This window comes from Psychrobacter immobilis (assembly GCF_904846285.1).
GTDB lineage: Bacteria > Pseudomonadota > Gammaproteobacteria > Pseudomonadales > Moraxellaceae > Psychrobacter > Psychrobacter immobilis_D.
Window position 1 is genome coordinate 165,803 of record NZ_CAJHAD010000002.1, and the last position, 22,651, is coordinate 188,453.

Annotated in this window: 22 protein-coding genes; 19 read left to right on the forward strand and 3 right to left on the reverse strand. The window is 42.4% G+C overall.

What is annotated here, in order from left to right:
• Positions 1 to 51: 51 nt before the first annotated feature.
• From JMX13_RS02740 to JMX13_RS02785, 10 genes are all read left to right on the forward strand, one after another.
• Positions 52 to 867 (forward strand): thioesterase family protein, encoded by an 816-nt coding sequence (locus tag JMX13_RS02740; RefSeq protein WP_201609435.1) that lies wholly within the window; start codon positions 52 to 54, stop codon positions 865 to 867.
• Positions 868 to 1,281: 414 nt separating this feature from the next.
• Positions 1,282 to 2,814: a catalase gene (locus JMX13_RS02745; protein WP_320158012.1), complete on the forward strand. Its 1,533-nt coding sequence runs from the start codon at positions 1,282 to 1,284 to the stop codon at positions 2,812 to 2,814.
• Positions 2,815 to 3,100: 286 nt separating this feature from the next.
• Positions 3,101 to 5,101 (forward strand): molecular chaperone HtpG, encoded by a 2,001-nt coding sequence (gene htpG, locus JMX13_RS02750; protein WP_201609436.1) that lies wholly within the window; start codon positions 3,101 to 3,103, stop codon positions 5,099 to 5,101.
• 353 nt (positions 5,102 to 5,454) lie between these two features.
• A complete protein-coding gene (locus JMX13_RS02755; RefSeq protein ID WP_201609437.1) occupies positions 5,455 to 6,915 on the forward strand; it encodes a C13 family peptidase in 1,461 nt (486 codons plus the stop codon).
• A gap of 152 nt (positions 6,916 to 7,067) precedes the next feature.
• Positions 7,068 to 7,958, forward strand: a complete 891-nt coding sequence (gene fghA, locus JMX13_RS02760) for an S-formylglutathione hydrolase (RefSeq protein WP_201609438.1) — start codon at positions 7,068 to 7,070, stop codon at positions 7,956 to 7,958.
• A 278-nt stretch (positions 7,959 to 8,236) separates the two neighbouring features.
• Positions 8,237 to 8,515 (forward strand): TIGR03643 family protein, encoded by a 279-nt coding sequence (locus JMX13_RS13795; protein WP_413786299.1) that lies wholly within the window; start codon positions 8,237 to 8,239, stop codon positions 8,513 to 8,515.
• Positions 8,516 to 8,650: 135 nt separating this feature from the next.
• Entirely contained in the window at positions 8,651 to 9,340 is a 690-nt protein-coding gene (gene rpe, locus JMX13_RS02770) for a ribulose-phosphate 3-epimerase (RefSeq protein ID WP_201609439.1), read from the forward strand.
• A gap of 74 nt (positions 9,341 to 9,414) precedes the next feature.
• Positions 9,415 to 9,774, forward strand: coding sequence for a hypothetical protein (locus JMX13_RS02775; protein WP_227686187.1), 360 nt, complete (start codon positions 9,415 to 9,417; stop codon positions 9,772 to 9,774).
• A gap of 139 nt (positions 9,775 to 9,913) precedes the next feature.
• A complete protein-coding gene (locus JMX13_RS02780) occupies positions 9,914 to 10,225 on the forward strand; it encodes a hypothetical protein (protein WP_201609440.1) in 312 nt (103 codons plus the stop codon).
• A 197-nt stretch (positions 10,226 to 10,422) separates the two neighbouring features.
• Positions 10,423 to 10,734 carry a hypothetical protein gene (locus tag JMX13_RS02785; protein ID WP_201609441.1) on the forward strand — a complete coding sequence of 104 codons (312 nt, stop codon included), beginning with the start codon at positions 10,423 to 10,425 and terminating at the stop codon, positions 10,732 to 10,734.
• Positions 10,735 to 10,928: 194 nt separating this feature from the next.
• Here the strand turns inward: JMX13_RS02785 and rpmG are convergent, their stop codons facing one another.
• The gene (gene rpmG / locus JMX13_RS02790) at positions 10,929 to 11,084 is read right to left on the reverse strand and encodes a 50S ribosomal protein L33 (protein ID WP_010201403.1); all 156 of its coding nucleotides are present in this window, start codon (positions 11,082 to 11,084) and stop codon (positions 10,929 to 10,931) included.
• A gap of 127 nt (positions 11,085 to 11,211) precedes the next feature.
• A complete protein-coding gene (gene rpmB / locus JMX13_RS02795; RefSeq protein ID WP_010201401.1) occupies positions 11,212 to 11,448 on the reverse strand; it encodes a 50S ribosomal protein L28 in 237 nt (78 codons plus the stop codon).
• 443 nt (positions 11,449 to 11,891) lie between these two features.
• Between rpmB and JMX13_RS02800 the strand changes: the two genes are divergently transcribed.
• Both JMX13_RS02800 and purU read left to right on the forward strand, forming a co-directional pair.
• The gene (locus JMX13_RS02800; protein WP_201609442.1) at positions 11,892 to 13,907 is read left to right on the forward strand and encodes an Ig-like domain-containing protein; all 2,016 of its coding nucleotides are present in this window, start codon (positions 11,892 to 11,894) and stop codon (positions 13,905 to 13,907) included.
• Between the two features lie 256 nt (positions 13,908 to 14,163).
• On the forward strand, positions 14,164 to 15,021 hold the full coding sequence (gene purU, locus JMX13_RS02805; protein WP_201609493.1) for a formyltetrahydrofolate deformylase: 858 nt from the start codon (positions 14,164 to 14,166) through the stop codon (positions 15,019 to 15,021).
• A 123-nt stretch (positions 15,022 to 15,144) separates the two neighbouring features.
• Here the strand turns inward: purU and JMX13_RS02810 are convergent, their stop codons facing one another.
• Positions 15,145 to 15,951: an inner membrane protein YpjD gene (locus JMX13_RS02810; RefSeq protein ID WP_201609443.1), complete on the reverse strand. Its 807-nt coding sequence runs from the start codon at positions 15,949 to 15,951 to the stop codon at positions 15,145 to 15,147.
• A 271-nt stretch (positions 15,952 to 16,222) separates the two neighbouring features.
• On the opposite strand from JMX13_RS02810, the gene ffh reads away from it, so the two are divergent.
• The 7 genes from ffh to JMX13_RS02845 all read left to right on the forward strand — a co-directional run bounded on the left by ffh (position 16,223) and on the right by JMX13_RS02845 (position 22,621).
• Complete coding sequence (ffh, locus tag JMX13_RS02815) at positions 16,223 to 17,773, forward strand: signal recognition particle protein (RefSeq protein WP_201609444.1); 1,551 nt, start codon at positions 16,223 to 16,225, stop codon at positions 17,771 to 17,773.
• 209 nt (positions 17,774 to 17,982) lie between these two features.
• A complete protein-coding gene (gene tsaB / locus JMX13_RS02820) occupies positions 17,983 to 18,681 on the forward strand; it encodes a tRNA (adenosine(37)-N6)-threonylcarbamoyltransferase complex dimerization subunit type 1 TsaB (RefSeq protein WP_201609494.1) in 699 nt (232 codons plus the stop codon).
• A 127-nt stretch (positions 18,682 to 18,808) separates the two neighbouring features.
• Entirely contained in the window at positions 18,809 to 19,651 is an 843-nt protein-coding gene (locus JMX13_RS02825; protein WP_201609445.1) for an undecaprenyl-diphosphate phosphatase, read from the forward strand.
• A gap of 40 nt (positions 19,652 to 19,691) precedes the next feature.
• Positions 19,692 to 20,579, forward strand: coding sequence for a class I SAM-dependent methyltransferase (locus JMX13_RS02830; RefSeq protein WP_201609446.1), 888 nt, complete (start codon positions 19,692 to 19,694; stop codon positions 20,577 to 20,579).
• A gap of 119 nt (positions 20,580 to 20,698) precedes the next feature.
• Positions 20,699 to 20,941: a hypothetical protein gene (locus tag JMX13_RS02835; RefSeq protein WP_201609447.1), complete on the forward strand. Its 243-nt coding sequence runs from the start codon at positions 20,699 to 20,701 to the stop codon at positions 20,939 to 20,941.
• 92 nt (positions 20,942 to 21,033) lie between these two features.
• Positions 21,034 to 21,951 (forward strand): 4-hydroxybenzoate octaprenyltransferase, encoded by a 918-nt coding sequence (gene ubiA, locus JMX13_RS02840; protein WP_201609448.1) that lies wholly within the window; start codon positions 21,034 to 21,036, stop codon positions 21,949 to 21,951.
• Positions 21,944 to 22,621, forward strand: coding sequence for a DUF4112 domain-containing protein (locus JMX13_RS02845; RefSeq protein ID WP_201609449.1), 678 nt, complete (start codon positions 21,944 to 21,946; stop codon positions 22,619 to 22,621). The genes ubiA and JMX13_RS02845 overlap by 8 nt, the downstream gene beginning before the upstream one ends.
• The last annotated feature ends 30 nt before the right edge of the window (positions 22,622 to 22,651 follow it).

Sequence of the window (22,651 nt, forward strand, 5' to 3'; positions counted from 1 at the left end):
TCAAAATTACTAAATCAATAAGAAATATTGGATTAAAGATTAAGGGTGTTCATGTCAGCTTATTATCATTTTATCAAACGCGAACAGCAAGAAGACGGTGTCAGCGTTGCCCATTATCAGCCAACCAAGCATGCACAAGGCGCTTGGAATGAGCATGAACAGCATATGGCACCAGCGACAGGTTTGCTTACTGCTGAGCTTAACGGTTATGCCCCGCAGGAAAATATGCGTATTGCCCGTATCAGCCTTGATATTTTAGGCTTGATTCCGCTCGATGACTTTACCATTACCACCCGCTGTATTCGTCCCGGCAGAACCATTGAACTGGTTGAAGCGGTCATGAGTAGTCGCGGTCGTGATGCGATTATTGCGCGCGCATGGCGCTTGATGACGCAAGATACCAGCGAGATTGCCGGACTTGAAGACCAAAAATCCATTCATAAGCCTGAAGGGTTATCGAGTTGGGAAGGTATGAAAGGTTGGCCGGGTGGTTTTATCGAAAGCGTGCGCTTAGTGGCTGCTCCAGACCGTCGTCCTGGTCGTGGCATGGTATGGATCACCAACGATCTCGAGATGATAGAGGGCTTACCTACCGATGACTTGGTGCATCTACTGGGTATGGTCGATACTGCCAATGGCGTCGTACCAAGGCTGGGACTTGGTTTATCAGAATTGCAATGGATGTTTCCTAATACGGATTTGCAAATCCATATGCATCGCACGCCGCAAGGTAAATGGCTTGGAATTGAAGCGGTGCAACAATACGGTGCTGATGGCATCGGGCTGACCAGCGCCGTGCTGCATGATATCCATGGTCCTTTTGGTCGCAGCGAGCAAATCTTAACCATCCGTCCAATGCCGCGCTAAAAGCTAGCTGCTATTTCATTAAGCACTATTTAATTATGCGCGAACCAATTCATTATCATTGAATGTCGTCAATTCACTTTGAAGTTGCGATATTGAGCTAACAGCCGTTTTCATCGCTATTATTGAGATTATCTCCTAGGCAATAAAGCCCTTTTGTAAATCAAAAATGCGCTTAGTGGTTCTAAAAAATAAAACAAAAGCATGTGGTTAATTAATTATACAAATCAATGCCAATCGGTTGTAATGGTAGCTAATAAGTCAACAAGCACCACAACATCATTACACTGACAGGTTATTATGAAAAAGAATCACCATTTTTCGAACAAACTGACCGCTATTCTAGATTTATTGCTAGAAGCTTATTCAGAATAGATTTTGTGTTTTCATCCATTTGTTTTTCAAAGGAGTATCACTATGAGCAATGATATGAGCGATAAAAAATGTCCCTACGCACCAACCCAGCTAACCATGAGCAATGGTGCACCAGTCGCTGATAACCAAAATAGTCTCACCGCAGGCAAACGTGGACCACTATTGGCACAAGATATTTGGTTAAATGAGAAACTTGGTAACTTTGTTCGCGAAGTGATTCCAGAGCGCCGTATGCATGCTAAAGGTTCTGGCGCATTTGGTACCTTTACCGTCACCAACGACATTACTAAATATACCCGCGCTGATATCTTTAGCGAAGTCGGTAAGCAAACGAAAATGTTTGCGCGTTTTAGTACGGTGGCAGGCGAGCGCGGCGCGGCCGACGCAGAGCGCGATATTCGCGGTTTTGCTTTGAAATTCTACACCGAAGAAGGCAACTGGGACATGGTTGGCAACAATACGCCCGTGTTCTTTTTACGTGACCCACGTAAGTTTCCAGACTTGAACAAAGCAGTCAAACGTGATCCACGTACCAATATGCGTTCAGCAACCAACAACTGGGATTTTTGGACCTTGCTGCCCGAAGCTTTCCATCAGGTTACCATCGTGATGAGTGATCGCGGTCTTCCAGCGTCGTATCGACACATGCATGGTTTTGGCTCGCATACCTACAGTTTTTGGAATACAGCCAATGAGCGTTTTTGGGTAAAATTCCATTTCCGCACGCAACAAGGCATCAAAAACTTGACCGATGCAGAAGCGATAGATGTGGTTGGTATGGATCGTGAAAGTCATCAAAAAGATTTGTACGATGCCATCGAAAATGGCGACTTTCCAAAGTGGAAAATGTATGTACAAATCATGCCAGAAGCTGAGGCTGACACTGTCCCTTATCATCCGTTTGATTTAACCAAAGTATGGCCAAAGGGTGATTATCCGCTGATCGAAGTCGGCGAGTTTGAATTAAACAAAAACTCTGATAACTACTTTGTCGATGTCGAGCAGGCCGCATTTGCCCCAAGTAATTTAGTACCGGGTATCAGCGTCTCACCAGATAAAATGCTACAAAATCGCTTGATTAACTATGCTGATGCGCAGCGTTATCGTGTTGGGGTTAATCACCAGCAGATTCCGGTGAATAAGCCACGTTGCCCTGTGATGAGCAATCATCGCGATGGTCAAGGCCGTGTTGATGATAACTACGGCAGTCGCCCACACTATGAGCCAAACAGCTTTAGCCAATGGCAAGAGCAGCCTGACTATGCTGAGCCGCCACTAAAGATTAACGGCGATGCCGCGCATTATGATTTCCGTGAAGACGATAGCGATTATTTTAGCCAACCTAGAGCGTTGTTTAATTTGATGAGTGCTGAGCAGCAACAAGTGCTATTTGAAAATACTGCTAATAATATGGCAGGTGTGCCGGACTTTATTCAGTATCGTCATATTCGTAACTGTAACTGGTGTGATCCTGCATATGGCGAAGGCGTTGCCAAAGCACTAGGCTTAACGGTTGACGAGGCGATGGAAGCTCGCGCATCTGACCCAGCTCTTCATTTGGCCAGCTGCTTATAGTTGATAATTTAATAATGAGTCATTTTTAAGCAAAAGCAGTTTATTAACTAAATATCAAAAAACCGCCTTGGGAAACTAGGGCGGTTTTTTATGGCTAATGATTTTTTTGACTTGGTTTGATTTGTTTGCGCTTGAAATTTTCTTCCGTGCCCCTATTAGTATAAGCAGCCTAACAGTATTTATAGTGTAGTCTCATTAAGCAGATTCGCTAAACTGTTGGTATTTGAAATTTTATGATTAACGTTTGCTGGCAACAGCAGTTTTGGTAACAATAATAGGAGTTTTTATGAGTGAACAAACCCAAGCGGACAATAAAAACGCTAATGACCTTGATGTTAATAAAGACACCCCTGAATTAAAAAAACATACCTTTGAAGCGGAAGTGGCGCAACTGCTGCATTTAGTGACGCATTCGCTTTATTCTAATGCCGATATCTTTGTGCGTGAGTTGGTCTCAAATGCTTCTGATGCCTGTGATAAATTGCGTTTTGAAGCGACCAATGATGACAGTCTGTATGAAGATGATGGTGAGTTAAGAATCCGTATCAATGTTGATGAAGACGCTAAAACCATTACATTTACCGATAATGGTATCGGTATGAATGAAGCTGATGCGATTGAGAACTTAGGCACGATTGCTAAGTCAGGTACTAAGGCTTTCTTAGATAAATTGTCTGAATCGCAAAAGCAAGATGGTCAATTAATCGGCCAGTTTGGGGTTGGTTTTTATTCAGGCTTTATCGTGGCAGACACTATCAGTGTTGAATCACGCAAAGCGGGCGAGACTGCCGATAAAGGTGTACGCTGGGTATCTGATGGTACCGGTAGCTTTACCGTTGAGCCTATCACCAAAGAAACGCGTGGTACCGCTATCACTTTGCACCTAAAAGAAGAATATTCAGCAGGCGAAGACAGCTACTTAGACCGTGGCAAAATCAAGCGTTTGGTGAATAAATACTCAGACCATATCAGTCTACCGATTCAGATGCGTAAAGAAGTTTGGCAAGAAGATGAGGTTGAAGAAGGAAGCGACACGCCTGCCAATGGTCAAATGGTCTTAACGGACGAATGGGAAACTATCAATAAGGCCAGCGCGCTATGGACACGGTCAGCCTCTGAGATTGAAGATGATGAGTATGTCGATTTCTACAAAAACATTACCTATGATATGGATGCGCCACTCGCATGGACGCATAACCGTGTCGAAGGCCGTGTTCAATATACCCAGCTACTTTATATTCCTAAAAAAGCACCAGTTGATTTATATACTCGTGACCAGCAACATGGTCTAAAGCTTTATGTCAAACGTGTCTTTATTATGGACGAAGCTGAACAATTATTACCAATGTACCTGCGTTTCGTCAAAGGGGTGATTGATTCAGCCGATTTGCCACTTAACGTCAGCCGCGAAATCTTACAAGAATCACGTGATGTAAAATCAATCCGTGATGGTAACGCCCGTCGTATTTTGACCTTGCTTGCAAGCCTTGCCAATAGCGAAGACAGTGATAAGCAAGAAAAATTTGCGCAGTTCTATAGCGAATTTGGTGATGTTATTAAAGAAGGTCTCGGCGAAGACATGGGCAACCAAGAGCGTATTGCCAAATTGCTTCGTTATGCGACTAGCACCAACGATAAGGTCGAGACCAGCTTTGAAGATTATAAAGGTCGGATGAAAGAAGGCCAAAAAGCCATCTATTATTTAACGGCGGATAACCTAGCAGCGGCAAAAAACAGCCCGCAACTTGAGCTGTTTAAGAAAAAAGGTATCGAAGTTATCTTAATGACCAGTCGCGTTGATGAATGGGCGATGAACTTCTTAACCTCATTCGATGGTACGCCGCTGCAAAACATCGCTAAAGGTGCGGTAGATTTGGGCGACTTGCATGATGAAGCCGAAAAGGCAGAAGCTGAAAAAGCACAAGAAACTTTAAAGCCTGTAGTCGATAAGCTAAAAGCGGCATTAGGCGAGCGCGCTAAAGACGTCAAAGTATCTACGCGTTTGGTTGATAGTCCAGCATGTCTAGTCATTGGTGAAGGAGAATTGTCACCACAAATGATTCAGATGCTTAAGCAAATGGGACAGGACGTACCAGAGAGTAAGCCAACACTTGAGGTAAATCCTGATCATCCATTGATTAAAAAGCTTGAGAGTAGCGAGCAGTCTGCTGAAGATTTTGATAAATTGGCACAAGTGATTTTTGACCAAGCATTGCTAGCAGATGGCGGTCAATTAGAAGACCCCGCTGCTTATCTAAAACGCGTCAATGAGCTATTAATGAGATAATGTTTAGTGTTTGAATAGAAAGGAGGTCTTGATTCTAAGGCCTCTTTTTTTTAATAAATTTTTAATCAGTATTTAGGGCGTTTTTTAAGTGAATTTTACAAATCAGCCTTATGCTCTTGGGCGACAATCCGTTACAATCGCGATAGATTAGCGGGCTAAACTATTAAGTTAGGTTTCTTGCTTTTCAACCCTATTTTATCGTTAATTAATTCTAGAATTGCTACCGATAGGCCTTATAAAAATATGTATTTATCGTTTTTCTTTTCAACGAACACATATTAAAAAGTACTGGCAGCAAAATATTTTATTATTGATTGGCGTTATTTCTCTCGACTGGCTAGAGGTCTAAGTCTTTGTCACTTGCGTCGTTAAAAACTGTTTCGCTTCAGCGCTTCTCGCTCAATTTCGCTGCCAACATTATTGCAACCTTATGGATGTTAATAGGGTCAACACGGGCGTTTTCTTGGGTAAAACCCACCTTTATCCAATTTGCAGTATTTGCGCTATTGGCACTGGGTAGTAATGTGCTTTTTTCGTGGCTGGCCGCAGAAAATGGCAGCGTCTTTAATGAGCAAGGATTGGTCAGCTATTTAATTTGGCCGATGATTATTCTATTGGGCGGCATCATTTTGGCACGCCGTGCGGGTAATCAAGGTCTGGTCTTTGTGCCTGTTATTCTATGGTTGGTTGCCGATACGTTATCGGCGCTGCTGCAAAGCCTCGTACAGTTTTTTGGTAGTTATGGTTGGTTGCCCGACTGGAGCTATTCACTTTTGCCTATATTGTTCTTGGTGCTGTTCTTATGGCAAACCTTGGCACTATTATGGATTTTCTCTCGGCGCTTGCGGGTTCCTTGGTGGGAGCGCATTATTGTTATAATAGGGGCAGTGGCATTATTGACCATTTGGCAGCGCAATGTCGCGGATCAACCAATATTTAAGCAAATCCCTGTTGAGCCGGTATTAGAAGAAGCGGCGTTATACGAGCAGCCAAGATTGCTGCAGCAAGCTTTGAGTAGTATCGATGCGAGTACTCTAGGCAAGACCGACTGGTATTTTATGGGTGTGGCAGGATTCTCAGAGCAAAACGTCTTTCGCTCTGAGATTAATAAAGTACGTGAGCTATTTGATGTGCGTTTTGGCACCAGCGGACACTCCCTATCACTGATTAACAACACCTATGGTTGGTTAGATGAGCCGATTGCTACTAAGACCAGTATATTGCGCGGCTTAAAAACCATCGGTAAGCAGATGAATGCTGATGAAGATGTGCTCTTTATGACGCTATCGTCGCACGGTGATCAAGATTTTATCCATTTATCTAATCCACCACTTGCGATGGATAATTTAGATGCGACTTGGTTACGTGAGGCGTTAGACGCTTCTGGTATTCGCTGGCGTGTGATTGTGGTATCCGCGTGCTATTCAGGCTCATTTATCGATGAATTGGCATCTCCAACGACAGTAATCATTACCGCTTCTGCCGCTGACAAGATGTCGTTTGGTTGTACCAATAGCGCTGAGATGACCTATTTTGGCCAAGCGTTTTTTGCTGAAAGCTTACGTGGCAATACCAGCTTTGAAGCCGCCTTTAAAGATGCGCGTTTGCGTGTCAATGAGCGCGAGACTGCGATGGGCTTTGAACCATCAGAGCCGCAAATGGTGATTGGTAGCTTGATGGAAACGGCCTTGCCAGCATTTGAGCAAGTGTTGTTTGATAAAGCACGACCGTCATTTGCTAACGTGACTAATAGTTCTACCGCTGATATTAATTCAGATATGCCCGTGAGTATTGCTGCTGCTCCTATTGATTAAGCACGGATTTCTTAATTGCTTAGCTTGTAGTTTCTAAAAGCTGAGCGCTTTTAAAACGTCTAAAATGGTACGCTTGTCTTATTAATGATTTGTTATTAACTGCTGATTAGCGCTCAACGCTTATTTTATCTTAGATAACAAGGATATTACTTATGAATAATTCTTATAAACACAGTTTATCTACCAACTCAAAAATCGAGCAGATCAGCGTCAATCGCTGCTTCGATGGCGAGCAGCATTACTATAGTCATCAATCGGCGTCGACCAAAACGCCAATGACCTTTAGTATTTATCTGCCCGATGAAGCGCTTGCTGGTCGCCGCTGTCCGGCAGTTTTGTATCTCTCAGGGTTGACCTGTAATGCTGATAACGTCACTCATAAAGCCCATTTCCAACAGAAATGTAGCGAGCTTGGCATGATTTTTATTGCTCCTGATACTTCTCCTAGAAGCATTGACGGTCATGATGTAGCAAATGATGAGCGTTATTTTGTCGGGCAGGGCGCAAGCTACTATGTTGATGCCACGCAGGCACCGTGGACAGAACACTTTAATATGCAACGCTATATCGTTGATGAATTATACGATTTACTGCGCTCTGAGTTTCCAATTGATAGTATCGGTATCACTGGCCATTCGATGGGCGGTCATGGCGCGTTACTGTTGGGCTTTAAGTTCCCAAGTAAGTTTGTCAGTGTCTCCGCTTTATCGCCTGTTTGTGCGGCCAGTGAGTCAGCATGGGGGCAGGCCGCTTATAGCGAATATTTCGGTGATGACCAATCACTATGGGCGCAAGCCGATGCTTCACAGATGATTGTAGAAGTCGGTCAGCAATATGCCAGTATTTTGGTCGATCAAGGCGCGGCTGATAACTTCTTGGCAGAAGGGCAGTTGCAAACCTCTAAGCTACAAGAGGCTTGTGAAAAGGCGCAACAGCCGCTGACGTTACGTTATCAGGCTGGTCATGACCACAGTTATTACTTTATTCAAACCGTCATTAACGACCATATTGAACATCACTGGCGCATGGCGCAGATGAGCTAAGTCTGTTATATAAGTTGACAGACGGTTACGCTGATTATTTAACCAAGCACATTTATTGGTATAAAATAGAGCTTGATTGTATATATGCTAAGTATCTTTAAAGGTAAAGTTTTATGATAAACAGTCTGAAAGCATCGGCAAATGCGGATGCAACTCATACGCCGAAAACAGCTCAATCATCGCTTTTGGCTATGCAATCTGACATGGCTGCTGCTGTCAAAAATAAGCAGCAAGACAGTATTGCGCAAAAAAGTAATCTAAATTCAGATGCCCGTAACGTGAAATCAAACTCTACAACTGCCGCTAAACAACTCGATGCCGTGCAACTATCACGGGTGATAGAGATGGCGTGGGAAGACAGAACGCCGTTTGAGGCGATAGAGCATAGCTACGGTCTCGATGAGACGGCAGTCATTAAGCTGATGCGTCAAGAGCTAAAAGCATCGTCTTTTCGCTTATGGCGTCAACGTGTTACCAATCGTGCCACTAAGCATTTGGCAAAACGTCCGTTTGACGTTGGTCGCGCTTATTGTAAAACCCAGTATAAGCCGCGCTAGTGATTTGAGTTTATTATTTTAATAGCCAGTTATTGACAGCAAATGCTTTAACATCAGTTATTTAACTGCTAACAACATTCATTAAAAACCTTTTTTATTAAACTTTTATACAAATATCAATTAGGTAACTCAATTATGATCAGTCCTTCTAAACCCTATTTAATCGCTCCTTCTATTTTATCTGCTGATTTTGCCAGACTGGGTGAAGAAGTAGAGCGTGTATTAGAATCGGGTGCGGATGTCATCCATTTTGATGTAATGGACAACCATTATGTGCCCAATCTGACTTTTGGTAGCATGATATGTCAGGCGCTGCGTGACTATGGTATTGAGGCGCCAATTGATGTACATCTTATGGTTAGCCCTGTTGATAGTATGATTGAGCAGTTTTTAGAAGCGGGTGCCAGCATTATCACCTTCCATCCAGAAGCCAGCGGGCATATTGACCGCTCTTTGCAACTGATCAAAGATGGCGGCGCAGAATGCGGTTTGGTATTAAACCCCGCAACGCCACTACATTATTTGGACTATGTCATGGATAAGGTCGATCAAATCTTACTCATGAGTGTCAACCCGGGTTATGGTGGCCAGTCCTTTATTGAGGGTACCTTAGACAAGGTTCGCCAAGTCCGTCAACGTATCATTACCAGTGGTCGTGACATCAGGTTAGAAGTAGATGGTGGCATCAAAGCCAGTAATATCCGTGCGATTGCCGAAGCAGGTGCAGATATGTTTGTCGCCGGTTCTGCTATCTTTAACCAAGAAGATTATAAAGTGGCTATCGATGCCATGCGCGCAGAGTTGGCCTTGGCAAATGGCTATTAATCTCCATCTATAGCCATACATATGAATGATAAAGTTATAATGATAGACAATGAAAAGTTATGCAAAGGTGAAATATGGATACGCAAAAGCCCGTTAACGCAGCAGTACCGCCTCAACCTGTGAAAGAGACTGAGTCGCAGCAAGCTAGCTTAGTACCCAAAAGCATTACTATTGGCTTGGCTATGTTTGCGCTTGTCTTAAGCTTGGCAGGTTACGGCTTTCGTCTTATGGTGGGCGATGATACTGGCGAAGTATTACGTCATGCTGCGGTCATCGTGCCTGCATTTATGCTCGGTATTCCACTGTTTTTTTGGGTAGGTTCACGCATATTTAACAAGGTTAAAGGCACGCATATAGAAAGCTGGAATGCTATTAGCTTGGGCTATTTAACGTCTTGTATATCGATACTATGGCTGATGGGCACTTATAGTTAGTTGGATTTTTTAGTAGCAAAGATAGGGTTACTTAATAAAGTCACTTAATAGATATAACCTGACAATGTTTTTTATAAGCTTTTTTTTACACACTTCTCAATCATTAAGTCATACGTTGCTAGCGTGACTGGAATTTTACATGCGAATCATGCCGACCAAGATTGCCAACATTATTTATCCAAAAGACTTACCAAATGGCTTATTTACTAGCTTAATTATTGCCTGTTTGCTATTAGGGTTATCCTACCTGCGTCATGGTACGGGACTGCAAAGTTGGCTGCACGTCTTTGAAAATTGGCTACTTATGCTGATAATAATACCGACGGCCACTGCCACCGTTGCCTTACCGTTTAAATATCGTGATCCTACGCTTGAGCTTAAGTTGACCTATTATCTTGGTATGTTTGTCGCTTTCTTATTTACCTTGGCAAAACTGCGTTATTGGCGTTAAGTATCAGTTTTTGGCGAATAAGCACGGATAAAGTGCATGTATGCAAAAGACTTGGACGCCAGCCCTTGAATTGTAGGCGTAAAGCGTCCATTGTATGACTAAGATAGTTTTGCCCGCATGACTGTAAGACGAGCGCTTTAATGAATAACATGACCGCATTTTTACAGATATAAAACGGGATAATAAGGAAAAAATGAATGCCATACGATATTGATAATGACATAGAAGTAGATAGCGAAAGTAGCGATCAGTTTGCAGGATTTGCCAAAGAAACCACGCTTGAGCTGGTAGAAGCAGATGATGGTCGCTTACTATTACGCGATGCTGAACAAGATGAAGCGCCACTCATGACCATTGATTTTTCTGAAAAGCTTAAAGAAATACTTGGCAGTGATACGCAAGCGATTGGTCAGCATATGATTCATGCCGCGATTCAAGTCATCATGCAAAAGCAGATGAGCCAGTGGCATGCGCATGTGTATGATAAAGAGCCGACGCATTATAGTTAATGGCTAATTGGTCTGAAAATTTGTCATAGTGAAGATATAAGTAATGCCTCATTAGGATAATAGTTGGTTGAAAATAAGTAGATGGTAAAAAATGGGCAATAAAAAAGGGTTTATCATTTGATAAACCCTTTTTTTGTTCAAATAATTTATTTATAGAACGTATTTATAAAGAATACTTTTCATAAAAATAGTAATTATTTGATTTTCGCTTCTTTAAAGATCACATGCTGGCGTACTTTTGGATCAAACTTTTTGATTTCCATTTTGCCAGGCATAGTGCGCTTGTTTTTGGTAGTGGTATAGTAATACCCAGTACCAGCGGTCGATACTAACTTAATTTTATCTCTCATGATAGCTTTCCTGTAAATGAGGGGGTCTTCAAACGATGGGTACGGATCTAAAAAATTAAGTGGCTACAATAAATGTAGCAGCTTAAGTAGCAAAGATAATCGATGTCCTTAAGCTACCAGTCATCACTTATACTTTTTGACCTTGTGCGCGCATATCTGCTAACACTTTATCGATACCAAGTTTGTCAATGGTGCGCATACCTTTGGTAGACACACGTAGACGTACAAAACGATTTTCAGACTCTACCCAAAAACGATGGTTATGAAGGTTTGGTAGAAAGCGACGACGGGTTTTGTTGTTTGCGTGCGAAACATTATTACCCACCATAGGGCGCTTTCCAGTCACTTGGCAAACTCTAGACATGGCGAACTCCTAATCTATGAGGTATGAGTTTTTCTCATACCAGTCTGGGCAAGTTGCACGTATTTGCGGCATGGACACAGCAAGCGGCAGCTTTGCACCAAACAAAACTATTATGAAGGTTGAGCTGATATGACTGTCATTAAAGGCAAATAACAGGCTAACCAATTCAGAAAATTTTAAAGCCGACATTTATACCATAAAAGTAATGAATACTCAAATATTTTTATGATGATTGTCTGCTTCAACGCGAGCTATTATACCTGAAATGAGCGGGCTATGTGATTGATTATTTAATAGTAGAGATTCATTTTTTAGTTGTAAGTTATAACAAAAGTCAGTAAAGTTGCAGTTATATATTTAATACAATCTGTTAATACAACTGCTATTATTGTAAGTCTATGTATCATTACTTAAATTAATGATTGCCATCACGGAGTTCCAACATGTCTCATAGTTCACTACCCATAACTTCTAAGCTATTTCAGCTCACTTTTTTGACTTGCGCATTGGCTTTGGCTGGATGTGGCGGTGGTAGCGGTGATACTGTAGATTCTATTGCACCGAAGCCTGATACTGGTAATAATGGAGGTTCTAATAACTCTGCTACTCAAGCATCAGGTATATATATATCATCTGAAAAATCTCAACTGTTAACAGGTAAAGATAAAACTACTCTCAATATTAGAGTAACAGATAAAAACGGCGGCATTGTTAGTAATGTGCCTGTCAGTATCAATATTTCTAATGCCGCTATGTATGGTTTGGCTTTAGATGGGCCATCTAATCAGATCAGTGATGAAAAAGGTCTTATTACGGTGGATTTATTACAAGATACTAAAGGAATAGATTCTCAGCTAGATCACGAGAGCTTATTGACAGTCACTGCTAATAGTCTAGAAGGTGTTATTAAACAAACACTACCAATTATAGTATCAGGTACTAGTGCAAACAATGTTGTGTCTTCCAAAAATACAGTCAGTTCAGGAGAGAGTTTTAGTATATCTGGACAAATATTAGATGGTGTAGGAGCTCCAGTAGCTAATGCAGATGTTGTTTTATATAGTAACGATAAGCAGGCAGGTATTGGAAGACTAGACAATAATGGGAATTTTCTGTTTGATTTGAACTCTTCTATTTTGGAAGCGTTAAATAATAACTTTCTATTTAGTATTGAAGTTAAAGGAACAGAGATTAACCAACGCATTCCAGATATCTTAACAGTAGTTTCTACTGATAGTTCGAGTATTAGTTTTTCAAAGACGCCTGATATTATAGTCGGAACAAAGCAGAAAATCACATTGAATACTCCAAATGCTAAGAATGGAGATGTTGTTTATATATCAACTAATAAAGGTGAGATTTTAAATAATTCAAGTGAAACTCAGGGTAGCTCTCGTCGTGCCCTAAATGTTATAAATGGCAAGATAGATTTTTATATCGATTCTAATGTACCTGGTAAAGCTATTTTAAGGGCAGAATATGGTAATGAATCTAGAGAGAGTATATTAAGTTTTGTTTCGATCAACCCAACAAAACTTTTGTTACAAACTGAACGTTCTGTTTTAAGCGTAGGTGGCTCTACACCAGTAATCGCTCGGGTTTTGGATGAAAATGATGCACCAGTAAAAAATGCTATCGTACAATTTACTACGATTAGAGATTCATCGGGTGGTAGCTTAGGTCAAGGCGTTGCTTATACTGATGATAGTGGTATAGCTACGGTGATTTATAATGCAGGGGCAAATCCAACTAGTACAAATGGCGTAGATATAAAAGCTCAAGTACAATCAGTTAAATTACCGAATAATCAGGAAAAAGTAGTTAATCCAATTCAGGCTACGTCAGCAATAACAGTTCAAACGAAATCAACCTATATCAGCTTTGCTTTTGCAGATAAAGTGTCTAGTGATGATAGTGAAATTTATTATTTCCGCAGAGGATCAGCCAGCGTTATTAACAGCTCTGGTAAACCGGCTATCAATCAGCAAGTTTCTATTAATTTAACTCCAGATAGTTATCTAAAAGGCTTCTTCAAAATTATTATGTTTGAAGGCACCCCTACAGAGTCTTTCAATTCAGTAGTTTGTGAAAATGAAGATAAAAATAACAATGGTATTTTAGATTCTGGGGAAGATTTTAATAATAATAAGCAACTAGATCCTATTAATGTAGCAGCTATACTTACTGAAAATGGTGAAGAAGTTGGCTCTGGTAAAAACTTCAATTTTATTACAGATAATAATGGAAGAGTAGATTTCTCAATCCGATATCCGAAACAATATGCAAACTGGTATAGAGCTAAAGTTACTGTCAATACTCGAGTAGATGGAAGCGAATCGCAGCAATCAAGAGTAATCGATTTTCCAGCTTTAGTTGATGACATTGATATCAGTATACCGATACGACCAAATACTAATAGTCCATTCGGTACTAATCTAAACTGTTCTAGCGCTAAATAATATAAATAATTACACAAAAACCCCCAACCCTCGCGTTGGGGGTTTTTGTATTTATAATCTCAATAACCAAATACAACCAACTCAATCAGCAAAGTTTTGCAAAAGCGATTAGAATAGTCTGTTTCCTATGCTGCTAATCATATTCAAAATAAGCAGTAAGTTTCATTTTTTAATTGGGCGTACTATGTCAGACACTGCAACAATTGCTTCACCGAAAAAACTCTCTCATAAAGTATCTAATAACTCGTCTAGTCAGATGGCAATTGATACCGCGACGTTATTGATTAAATGCCGCGATCAAGCTGGTATCGTACAAGCCGTATCCGAGTTTATTCATCGTTATGGTGGCAATATTATTACTCTTGATCAATATTCAACCGCTCATGAAGGTGGCCAATACTTTATGCGTTTAGAGTTTGCCTTAGCAGGCTTGAGCGAGATTATGGATAATTTTGAAGCCAGTTTTGGGCATACGGTGGCTAAGCGCCATAATATGGCGTGGCGCTTACATAACAATGCGATTAAAACCAAGATTGGCATCTTAGTATCAAAGTTCGATCATGCCTTATTAGATTTATTATGGCGGCATCAGCGCGGATTATTGGATTGCGAGATTACGTCTGTCGTCAGTAACCATGAAGATTTGCGCCAAGCGGTAGAAAACTTTGGTATTACCTTCCATTATGTTCCAGTCACTAAGGATAATAAAGCCGAGGCGGAAGAGCAGATTCATACGTTGATGGCAGGTAATGATTTGCTGGTATTGGCGCGTTATATGCAGATATTATCGTCTGATTTTGTTAAGCGTTGGCCGATGCAAATTATCAATATTCACCATTCATTTTTGCCCGCATTTGTCGGTGCCGACCCTTATCGTCAGGCTTATGATAAGGGGGTCAAGCTCATTGGGGCGACCGCGCATTATGTCACAGCTGAGCTTGATCAAGGGCCTATCATTGAGCAAGACGTCCATCGTGTTACTCATCGTCAGGGTGTGACCGAATTACGTGCTATCGGCCGTGATATCGAACGTAATGTCTTGGCACGCGCGGTGAATTGGCATGTACAAAATCGCGTGATTGTGGCGGGTAATAAAACCGTGGTTTTTAATTAGCTTTTTATTACAGCGATTTTACATTGAGAAGAAAGCATATAAAAAATATTCAATAAAAAAGGCCGCGAGTATTGTCATTTAATACACGCGGCCTTTTTTCCATTTGCTGCTGCAGAATTGGTCTTATAGCAGCATCTCTAACACAAACTTACTACCGACAAAGCCGATCGCCAATAAAATAAACGCATAAATGGTTATGTTGGCAGCGCGTTTGCCACGCCAACCAGCACGCCAGTTGCCTAGTAATAGCGTGCCAAATAGTAGCCAAGATAGGACGCTAAAGACGGTTTTATGGGCAAGGTGCTGCGCCATCAAGTCTTCTACGTAAACAAAGCCAATCCCAAGCGCGATACTTAGCAAGACAAAGCCGACCAATAGCATGTCGAACAATAGACTTTCCATGCTCTGCAAAGACGGCAGTTTATTCACCCAAAAGCGATGAATCGACTGGTGTTTTAGCTCACGTATTTGTAAGCGCAAAAATAGCGCTTGCAGCGCTGCCATCAGCAGCACACAATAGGCGGCAAGTGATAGTAGGATATGCGCTTCAAGCCCAACACTGATATCCATAATGGGACGGTAAGGGGCGCGGCCAATATAACCGATAATCATCCCTATCAACGCCGTCGGTGCTGCTAAAATACCAAGACTGACGATAGGACGGTACAAACTAAAGATAACGTAGAAAAACAAGAAAAATAAACTGATCAGGCTAATGATGTTAAACAGATTGAAATTTAGCCCGTATAGCGTGACCACATGCGGATAGAGTAATGCTGCATGTGCCAGCATACCGACAACCAATAAACCTAAGCTCGCGCCTTTGTGGATAGGTCTATCCTGAATCAGCGCCCAACCAATGTAGATGCTGACTAAAATATAAACCATGCCAGCGACTAAAAATGCAAGTTGCAAGATAAAAAACCTCATCTCATAATGCCCGTAAAATACGCGCTTAATTTAATGCTAAAGTGGTATTATTAGAATAATTACCCAATTTATCATAAAATGGCAATCAATTGAGCACCATCTTATGTATTCCTGATAAATGCTTGGCAATTGAGCTTGAATACCTGCCATCGCATACCCTAATAGTATTTATCCGCTCTTTAACTCGCGAAGCCCATCTCTATTAAGAGCTAAGTTTCAATATGAGACAGAGCTAAGTTTAATCAAGAATTATTTTAACTGAGAGTTATTTATGTTTGATACCTTAACAGAACGCTTATCGTCGAGCCTACGCAATATCGCCGGTACAGGGCAACTGACCGAAGACAATATTAAAGACACTTTACGTGAAGTGCGCATGGCGCTGCTAGAAGCCGATGTGGCATTGCCAGTTACTCGCGATTTTGTGAAGCGGGTGAAAGAGCAAGCACTTGGTGCTGAGGTGCTCAAAGAATTAGCGCCAGGACAGGCATTTGTCAAAATCGTCCATGACGAGCTGACCGAAATGATGGGCAGTGCCAATCAGCAGCTTGAGATGACAGGCAAGCCACCTGTTGTCTATTTGCTGGCAGGTTTACAAGGTGCGGGTAAAACTACCACTGCTGGTAAACTGGCAAAGTTCTTACAAGAGCGCCATAAGAAAAAAGTCATGCTGGTATCTGCTGACGTCTATCGTCCAGCAGCAATTGCCCAGCTCGAGCAAGTCGCTGGGCAAGTAAATGCCAAGTTCGTTAACTCAAGTAGCGACGAAAACCCAATTGATATTGCGCTACGTGCTATCGAAGAAGCTAAAATCCAGTATCAAGATATTTTGATCATTGATACAGCGGGTCGTTTGGCTATTGATGAAACCATGATGGATGAAATCAAAGCGTTAACCGCTGCGGTCAATCCTTCTGAGACCTTGTTTGTCGTTGATGCGATGACCGGTCAGGATGCGGCAAATACTGCCAAAGCCTTTAACGATGCGCTGCCATTAACGGGTGTAATTTTAACTAAAACCGACGGTGATGCTCGAGGCGGTGCGGCGCTTTCTGTACGCGCTATCACAGGTAAACCGATCAAATTCTTGGGTCGCGGCGAAAAACTAGACGCGTTAGAGCTGTTCCATCCTGAACGTATCGCCCAACGTATCCTTGGAATGGGTGATGTACTGAGCTTGGTTGAAGAGGTTGAGCAAAAAATCGACCGTGATAAAGCCGAAAAGATGGCGAAAAAGATGCAAAAGGGCGGCGAGTTCGACCTTGAAGATCTATTGACCCAGTTCCAGCAAATGAAAAGTATGGGCGGCATGGCAGGCTTCTTAGATAAGATGCCAGGTATGGGCGGCTCTGATATACAAAAAGCGGTCGAAGAAGCCAAGCCAGAAGAAAAAGTACGTGAGATGGAAGCATTGATTAATTCAATGACGCCATTTGAGCGCAAAAATCCTGACAAAATTAACCCAAGCCGTAAGCGCCGTATTGCTGCCGGTTCTGGGCGTGAGATTCAAGACGTCAACCGTTTGCTCAAGCAGCACAAGCAAATGGCAAAAATGATGAAAATGATTTCCAAGCCTGAAGGTATCAGTAAAATGATGAAGTCGATGCAAGGATTGATGGGTGGCGGCGGAGCAGGTGGCGGCGGTGGTGGTCCATTATTCGGTGGCGGTGGTCAGCAAGGCGGTGTCAAAGATGTGAACCCGCAGCAAATGGCAAAGCAAATGGGACTTGATCCAAACAATATGCCTAGCACTGAAGAGATGCAAAAGCAGATGCAAGAGCTACAAGGCCAAGCACCTAAGAGTTTCAAAAAACGTTTTTAAATAATATTACTGCTATTAGCAAAAATTTTTCACCAAAACCTCAAAGCTAAATGGGCTTTGAGGTTTTTTTATGTTTTAACTGCTTAAGTAATTTTCCATAAAGAAACTATTAAAAATTATGAAAAATATAGAAAGTCGGTTAATTAGTCTATCCTAAATGCTATGATAGGCGCTGTTTTATAATGCCAAGCGAATAAGCCGAGGTTGTGATGTTTTTAGCAATGGATACCGTGTTTGATCAGTGTTCGATCGCGATTTTAGATGCCAATGGTCAGGTGCTGTCGAGTCATACTGAGACGGGTAAACGCCAGCAGACCCAGCAAATCCTGCCGATGATTGATGCCGCATTGTCTGAGGCTAAAGTTCGTCTTGCGGACATACAAGCATTGATATTCAACCGCGGTCCTGGCGCATTTAGTGGTATACGAATCAATACGGCAGTGGTGCAAGCGCTATCTGTCGCACATGATATTCCTTGTGTGGGTGTCTCAAGCCTGCAAGCGATTGCCCAATGTGCGTATAAAAAGTACGGCTTGACGCAAGTTTATAGCGCTCTTGATGCGCGTATGCAGCAAGTTTATTTTGGGCAGTACTCAATTTTAGGCGATGTAGCAGGCAATGCTATCATGCAGCCAGTGTTGGCTACTGATAGCGATAGCACCGAGCAACTGCTTGATTATGACAGCCAAACAACGCTTAATCTGCCTATCGTCGGTAATGGTGCGGTGTTATTAAAAGCACATGACGGACAAGTATGCCATGAGGATGTTTGGCCGGATGCGGTAGTAATCGGACAACTGGGTATCGCACAGTTCATAAAATCTGGCGGTACCGATGCCGCCAATGCCTTACCAAGATACTTGCGTAATCAAGCATGGAAAACGCTGAAAGAGCAAGGTAAGGCTTAGTGTAAGTTTTATAAAGCTAGGATTTATTTTTAATGACTAAATAACTAGCGTTAAGAAAATATTAAAGATTATAAGAGCAACGATCATATAGGACAGGCAATAGCGCTGTTTTTTTAGGGAAGCAACTGTGGATATACTGTTATTAATCCAAGCGGTCATCATGGGTATCGTTGAAGGTATCACTGAGTTTTTACCCATCTCTAGTACGGGGTATTTAATTTTATCAGCCGACTTAATGAGTTTTTGGACCAAAGAAAAGGTTGATTTGTTTGTAGTGGTGGTGCAATTTGGCGCTATCTTTGCGGTCATTTATGACTACTGGGGTCGACTATGGCAAGCACTGATGGGCTTACTGACCGGTAAAGCAGAAGGAATGAGCAACCCAAGACAGTTAGGTTTAAGCTTAATTGTCGCGACCATTCCGGTGATGATTGTTGGCTTTACCTTCGCTGATGAAATTAAGGCGTATTTATTTAACCCTATCGTCGTGGCAATTATGCTGATTATAGGTGGTCTATTGATCTTCTATGTCGAGAATCGACCTAAAATGATTATTGCACAAGAAGCAGAAGACGTCACTCTAAAAACGGCATTGATGATTGGTTTGATGCAATGTCTAGCCTTGATACCAGGGACTTCACGCTCCGGTGCGACTATTATTGGCGCACTATGGCTTGGCGTCTCACGTAAGGCTTCTGCTGAGTTTTCTTTCTTTTTGGGTATTCCAGTTATCGTAGGCGCGGCGTTATTAGATTTACTCAAGCACCATGACGTATTGACCAGTAGTGAAGATTGGCTCGTATTGGGCATCGGCACCGTGGTGTCATTTATCGTCGCCTTGCTTTGTATTCGCTTATTGGTTGCTTGGGTCAGCCGTCGTGACTTTAAAATCTTTGCATGGCTACGTATTATCACTGGTGTGTTGGTACTAATTGCCGCTTGGGGTTTTGGCTATCAAATGGCAGGCTAGGAACGTTATGGCTTTGTAAGTCATCAAAGAGAGGGCGATCATGAGCAGTTTGCAACCAGTATCTAGTAGCTTTACGCATTGCCAACTTGTCTACGTGAGTGAGTCACAGGACGTACAGGTTGAAAATCTACAAGCACTAATAGCTCAGCATCAACTGCCCATTATTTTAAATCCTGAGTTGTTTACCGAAAAGCTCACTCAAAAACGTCGCCAGCAATTAAGCCAGACAGCCACTCAATCTATCTTGTTGTTGGATGAAAAAAACAAGCTTTCATGGCTGAGTGATGGGTTAAGCGTTGCACCAGAATGGGATAAGCTACAACGCCGTGTAGTAAGTGCGGGACGCAAGTCTGAGCTGTTATTACAAGCTGCAAAAATTACATCGGACAGCACAGTCATCGATGCGACCGCAGGCTTTGGGCACGACAGCCTAATATTAGCCAGTACCGGCGCACAGGTCATTATGCTTGAGCAGCAGCCGTTGATGGCGTTGTTATTGCTGGCAGAACAGCTGCGTATGAATACGCTGCCAAATTGGCAAAAGCTGATGTCACGTTTGCAGATTATTAATACCGATGCGCTCAATTACTTTGCAAAACTACAAGCTGAGGCGATAGATGACCCTAAAGCAATCGATGTGGTATATCTCGACCCTATGTTTCCAGAGGATAGCTATCAAGATAGCAAGACGGGTAAAGGCGCTAAAGTGGGTAAGCATATGCAAGCATTGCACCAGTTAGCATGTCCACCAACGCCAGAAGAAGAGATGCAGCTGCTGCAATCTGCGCAAGCAGTCGTCAGTCAAAGTGCCCAAACGGCTGGCCGCGTGATCGTCAAGCGTCCGCAGTTTGCGCCGCAACTTGCTCATCAATCAGCAAGTGAGAGCTGGCATAACGAAGCAGTACGCTTTGACGGTTATTTTGTTTGATGGCTGCTATTTTAAAATATTTTTTATAATAAGCAATTTACTGAGTTATTAAGCTTAGAATGCGCAGTTAAAAACTTTATGTTTTCCAAGTTTGGATTTGTTGAATTTAGGAGCAGGGAATGTCAACGCTAATAATATGGATGATGGGTGCAGGTTTATTATTGATCAATATCGTTCTACGTACGCGAATATTAAGACTGGAAGCGCGTTTAAAAGAGTTTAGTCGTCCTGAAGATTATTTAGCGTTTTTGCGTGAGCAAACCAAACAAAAAGACAAAGTTTCTGCGATCAAAGCTTTGCGCAAACAATATCCTGAGCTGTCGCTCATTGAGGCCAATAAATTGTGGCAACAAATCCAGTAGCTATTAGATTTATTAACCAATCCATCTAATAGCTGCCGAAAAAGTAGGTAAACACATATCCAAAATATTCTATCAATGATAATTAAAATACCATGACATTTAACGACAAACTGCAAGCCTACCTGCAACTGACGCGCTTTGATAAGCCAGTAGGTATAGAGTTATTACTATGGCCAACACTGTGGGGTGTGATGCTGGCTGCCATGGGTCATGCGCAGCAGCAAGGGGCAAGTGCGGGTCTGCCAAGTCTCAAAATATTGCTGATATTTGCGTTGGGCGCAATTTTTATGCGGGCGGCGGGCTGTGCGATCAATGACTTTGCTGATCGTAAGGTTGATGGTCATGTCAGCCGTACCAAAGGCCGTCCATTAGCAGATGGGCGTCTATCTGCTAAAGAAGCCATTGCTGCTTTTTTGGTATTGGTATTACTTAGTGCCAGTTTGCTGTTCTTTTTGCCTATTGCAGTCTTCTACTGGTCGCTTGGTGCCGTTATATTAGCGTTTATTTATCCATTCATGAAACGTTTTACCCATTTGCCGCAAGTGTTTTTAGCGGCAGCTTTTGGTTGGGCGATACCAATGGCCTATGTCGCCATACAAGGCGCACCTGATATCTGGTGTTGGCTGTTGTTTATTGCTTATATGTGTTGGACAGTGGCTTATGATACCCAGTACGCCATGGCTGACCGTGAGGATGATTTAAAGATTGGGGTCAAATCAACGGCGATATTATTTGGTCGCTATGACGTGATTATTATCTCACTGCTACAAACCGTATTTTTACTTATTATGGGTGCGGTCATGTGGCATTACTTTGCGCCAACCAGTGTAGGTGTGATACCCGTATTTGGTTTGGCGCTAGTAGCGATGATGTTTGCCAAGCAAAACAGTGCTTGTGCCAGTCGTCAAGCTATGGCCTGCTTTCAGGCGTTTTTAGCCAATATATGGGTAGGGCGTTACGTCTTTGCTCTTATCGCAATCGCTTGTCTATGGACGACTTTTAATGGATAACTTCAAGAAGCTCTCAAAGTCAAAAGTGAAAAGGAGTGCGGATATTAATGCGCCAGTCATCGATTATCAGGCAAAGCTGGCTGAGCATGGGTTAACACGCGAGCAAGTTATTGCGACCGAGCGTAAATTGGCAAAGTTTGCCAATACCATGGATTCGCTCGTACGGGTGCCGTTTACCAAACAAGGCATGGGTGCCGATGCGGCGCTCTCGACCATTCCGCTGGCAGGAGATTTGGCGGGACTCGCTCTTACAAGCTATGCTTTTGTATTAGGTCGTCAGTTGGGCGTGCCTGCGCATAAAATGACGCCAGCAGTTAGGCTGGCGCTGGTTGATATGGTGGTTGGTATCGTACCTGGTATCGGCACGGTGCTAGATATTTTTATTCGTCCCAGTCGTAAGACATTGAGTATCGTACATGAACATTTACACGATGAGTACGGCATCACCGAAACCATGCATATGGATCGACCGTTTTTGCATCAATCATTAGAAGATAAGCAACAACAAAGCCGCTTTGCTTTTTTTTGGCGCAATCCTGTCGTTGCTTGGCTATATTTGCACATTCCTGATCTGCTTGGATTAATCGTTATTGTGGTCATCGGTTGGGGCTTATGGGCGATGATAAGCTGGCTGGTCAGTTTATTTGGTAAGACCACTGGTTTTGGCTAAAGGCAAAGCAGAGCAAAAAAGGCGGTAAGC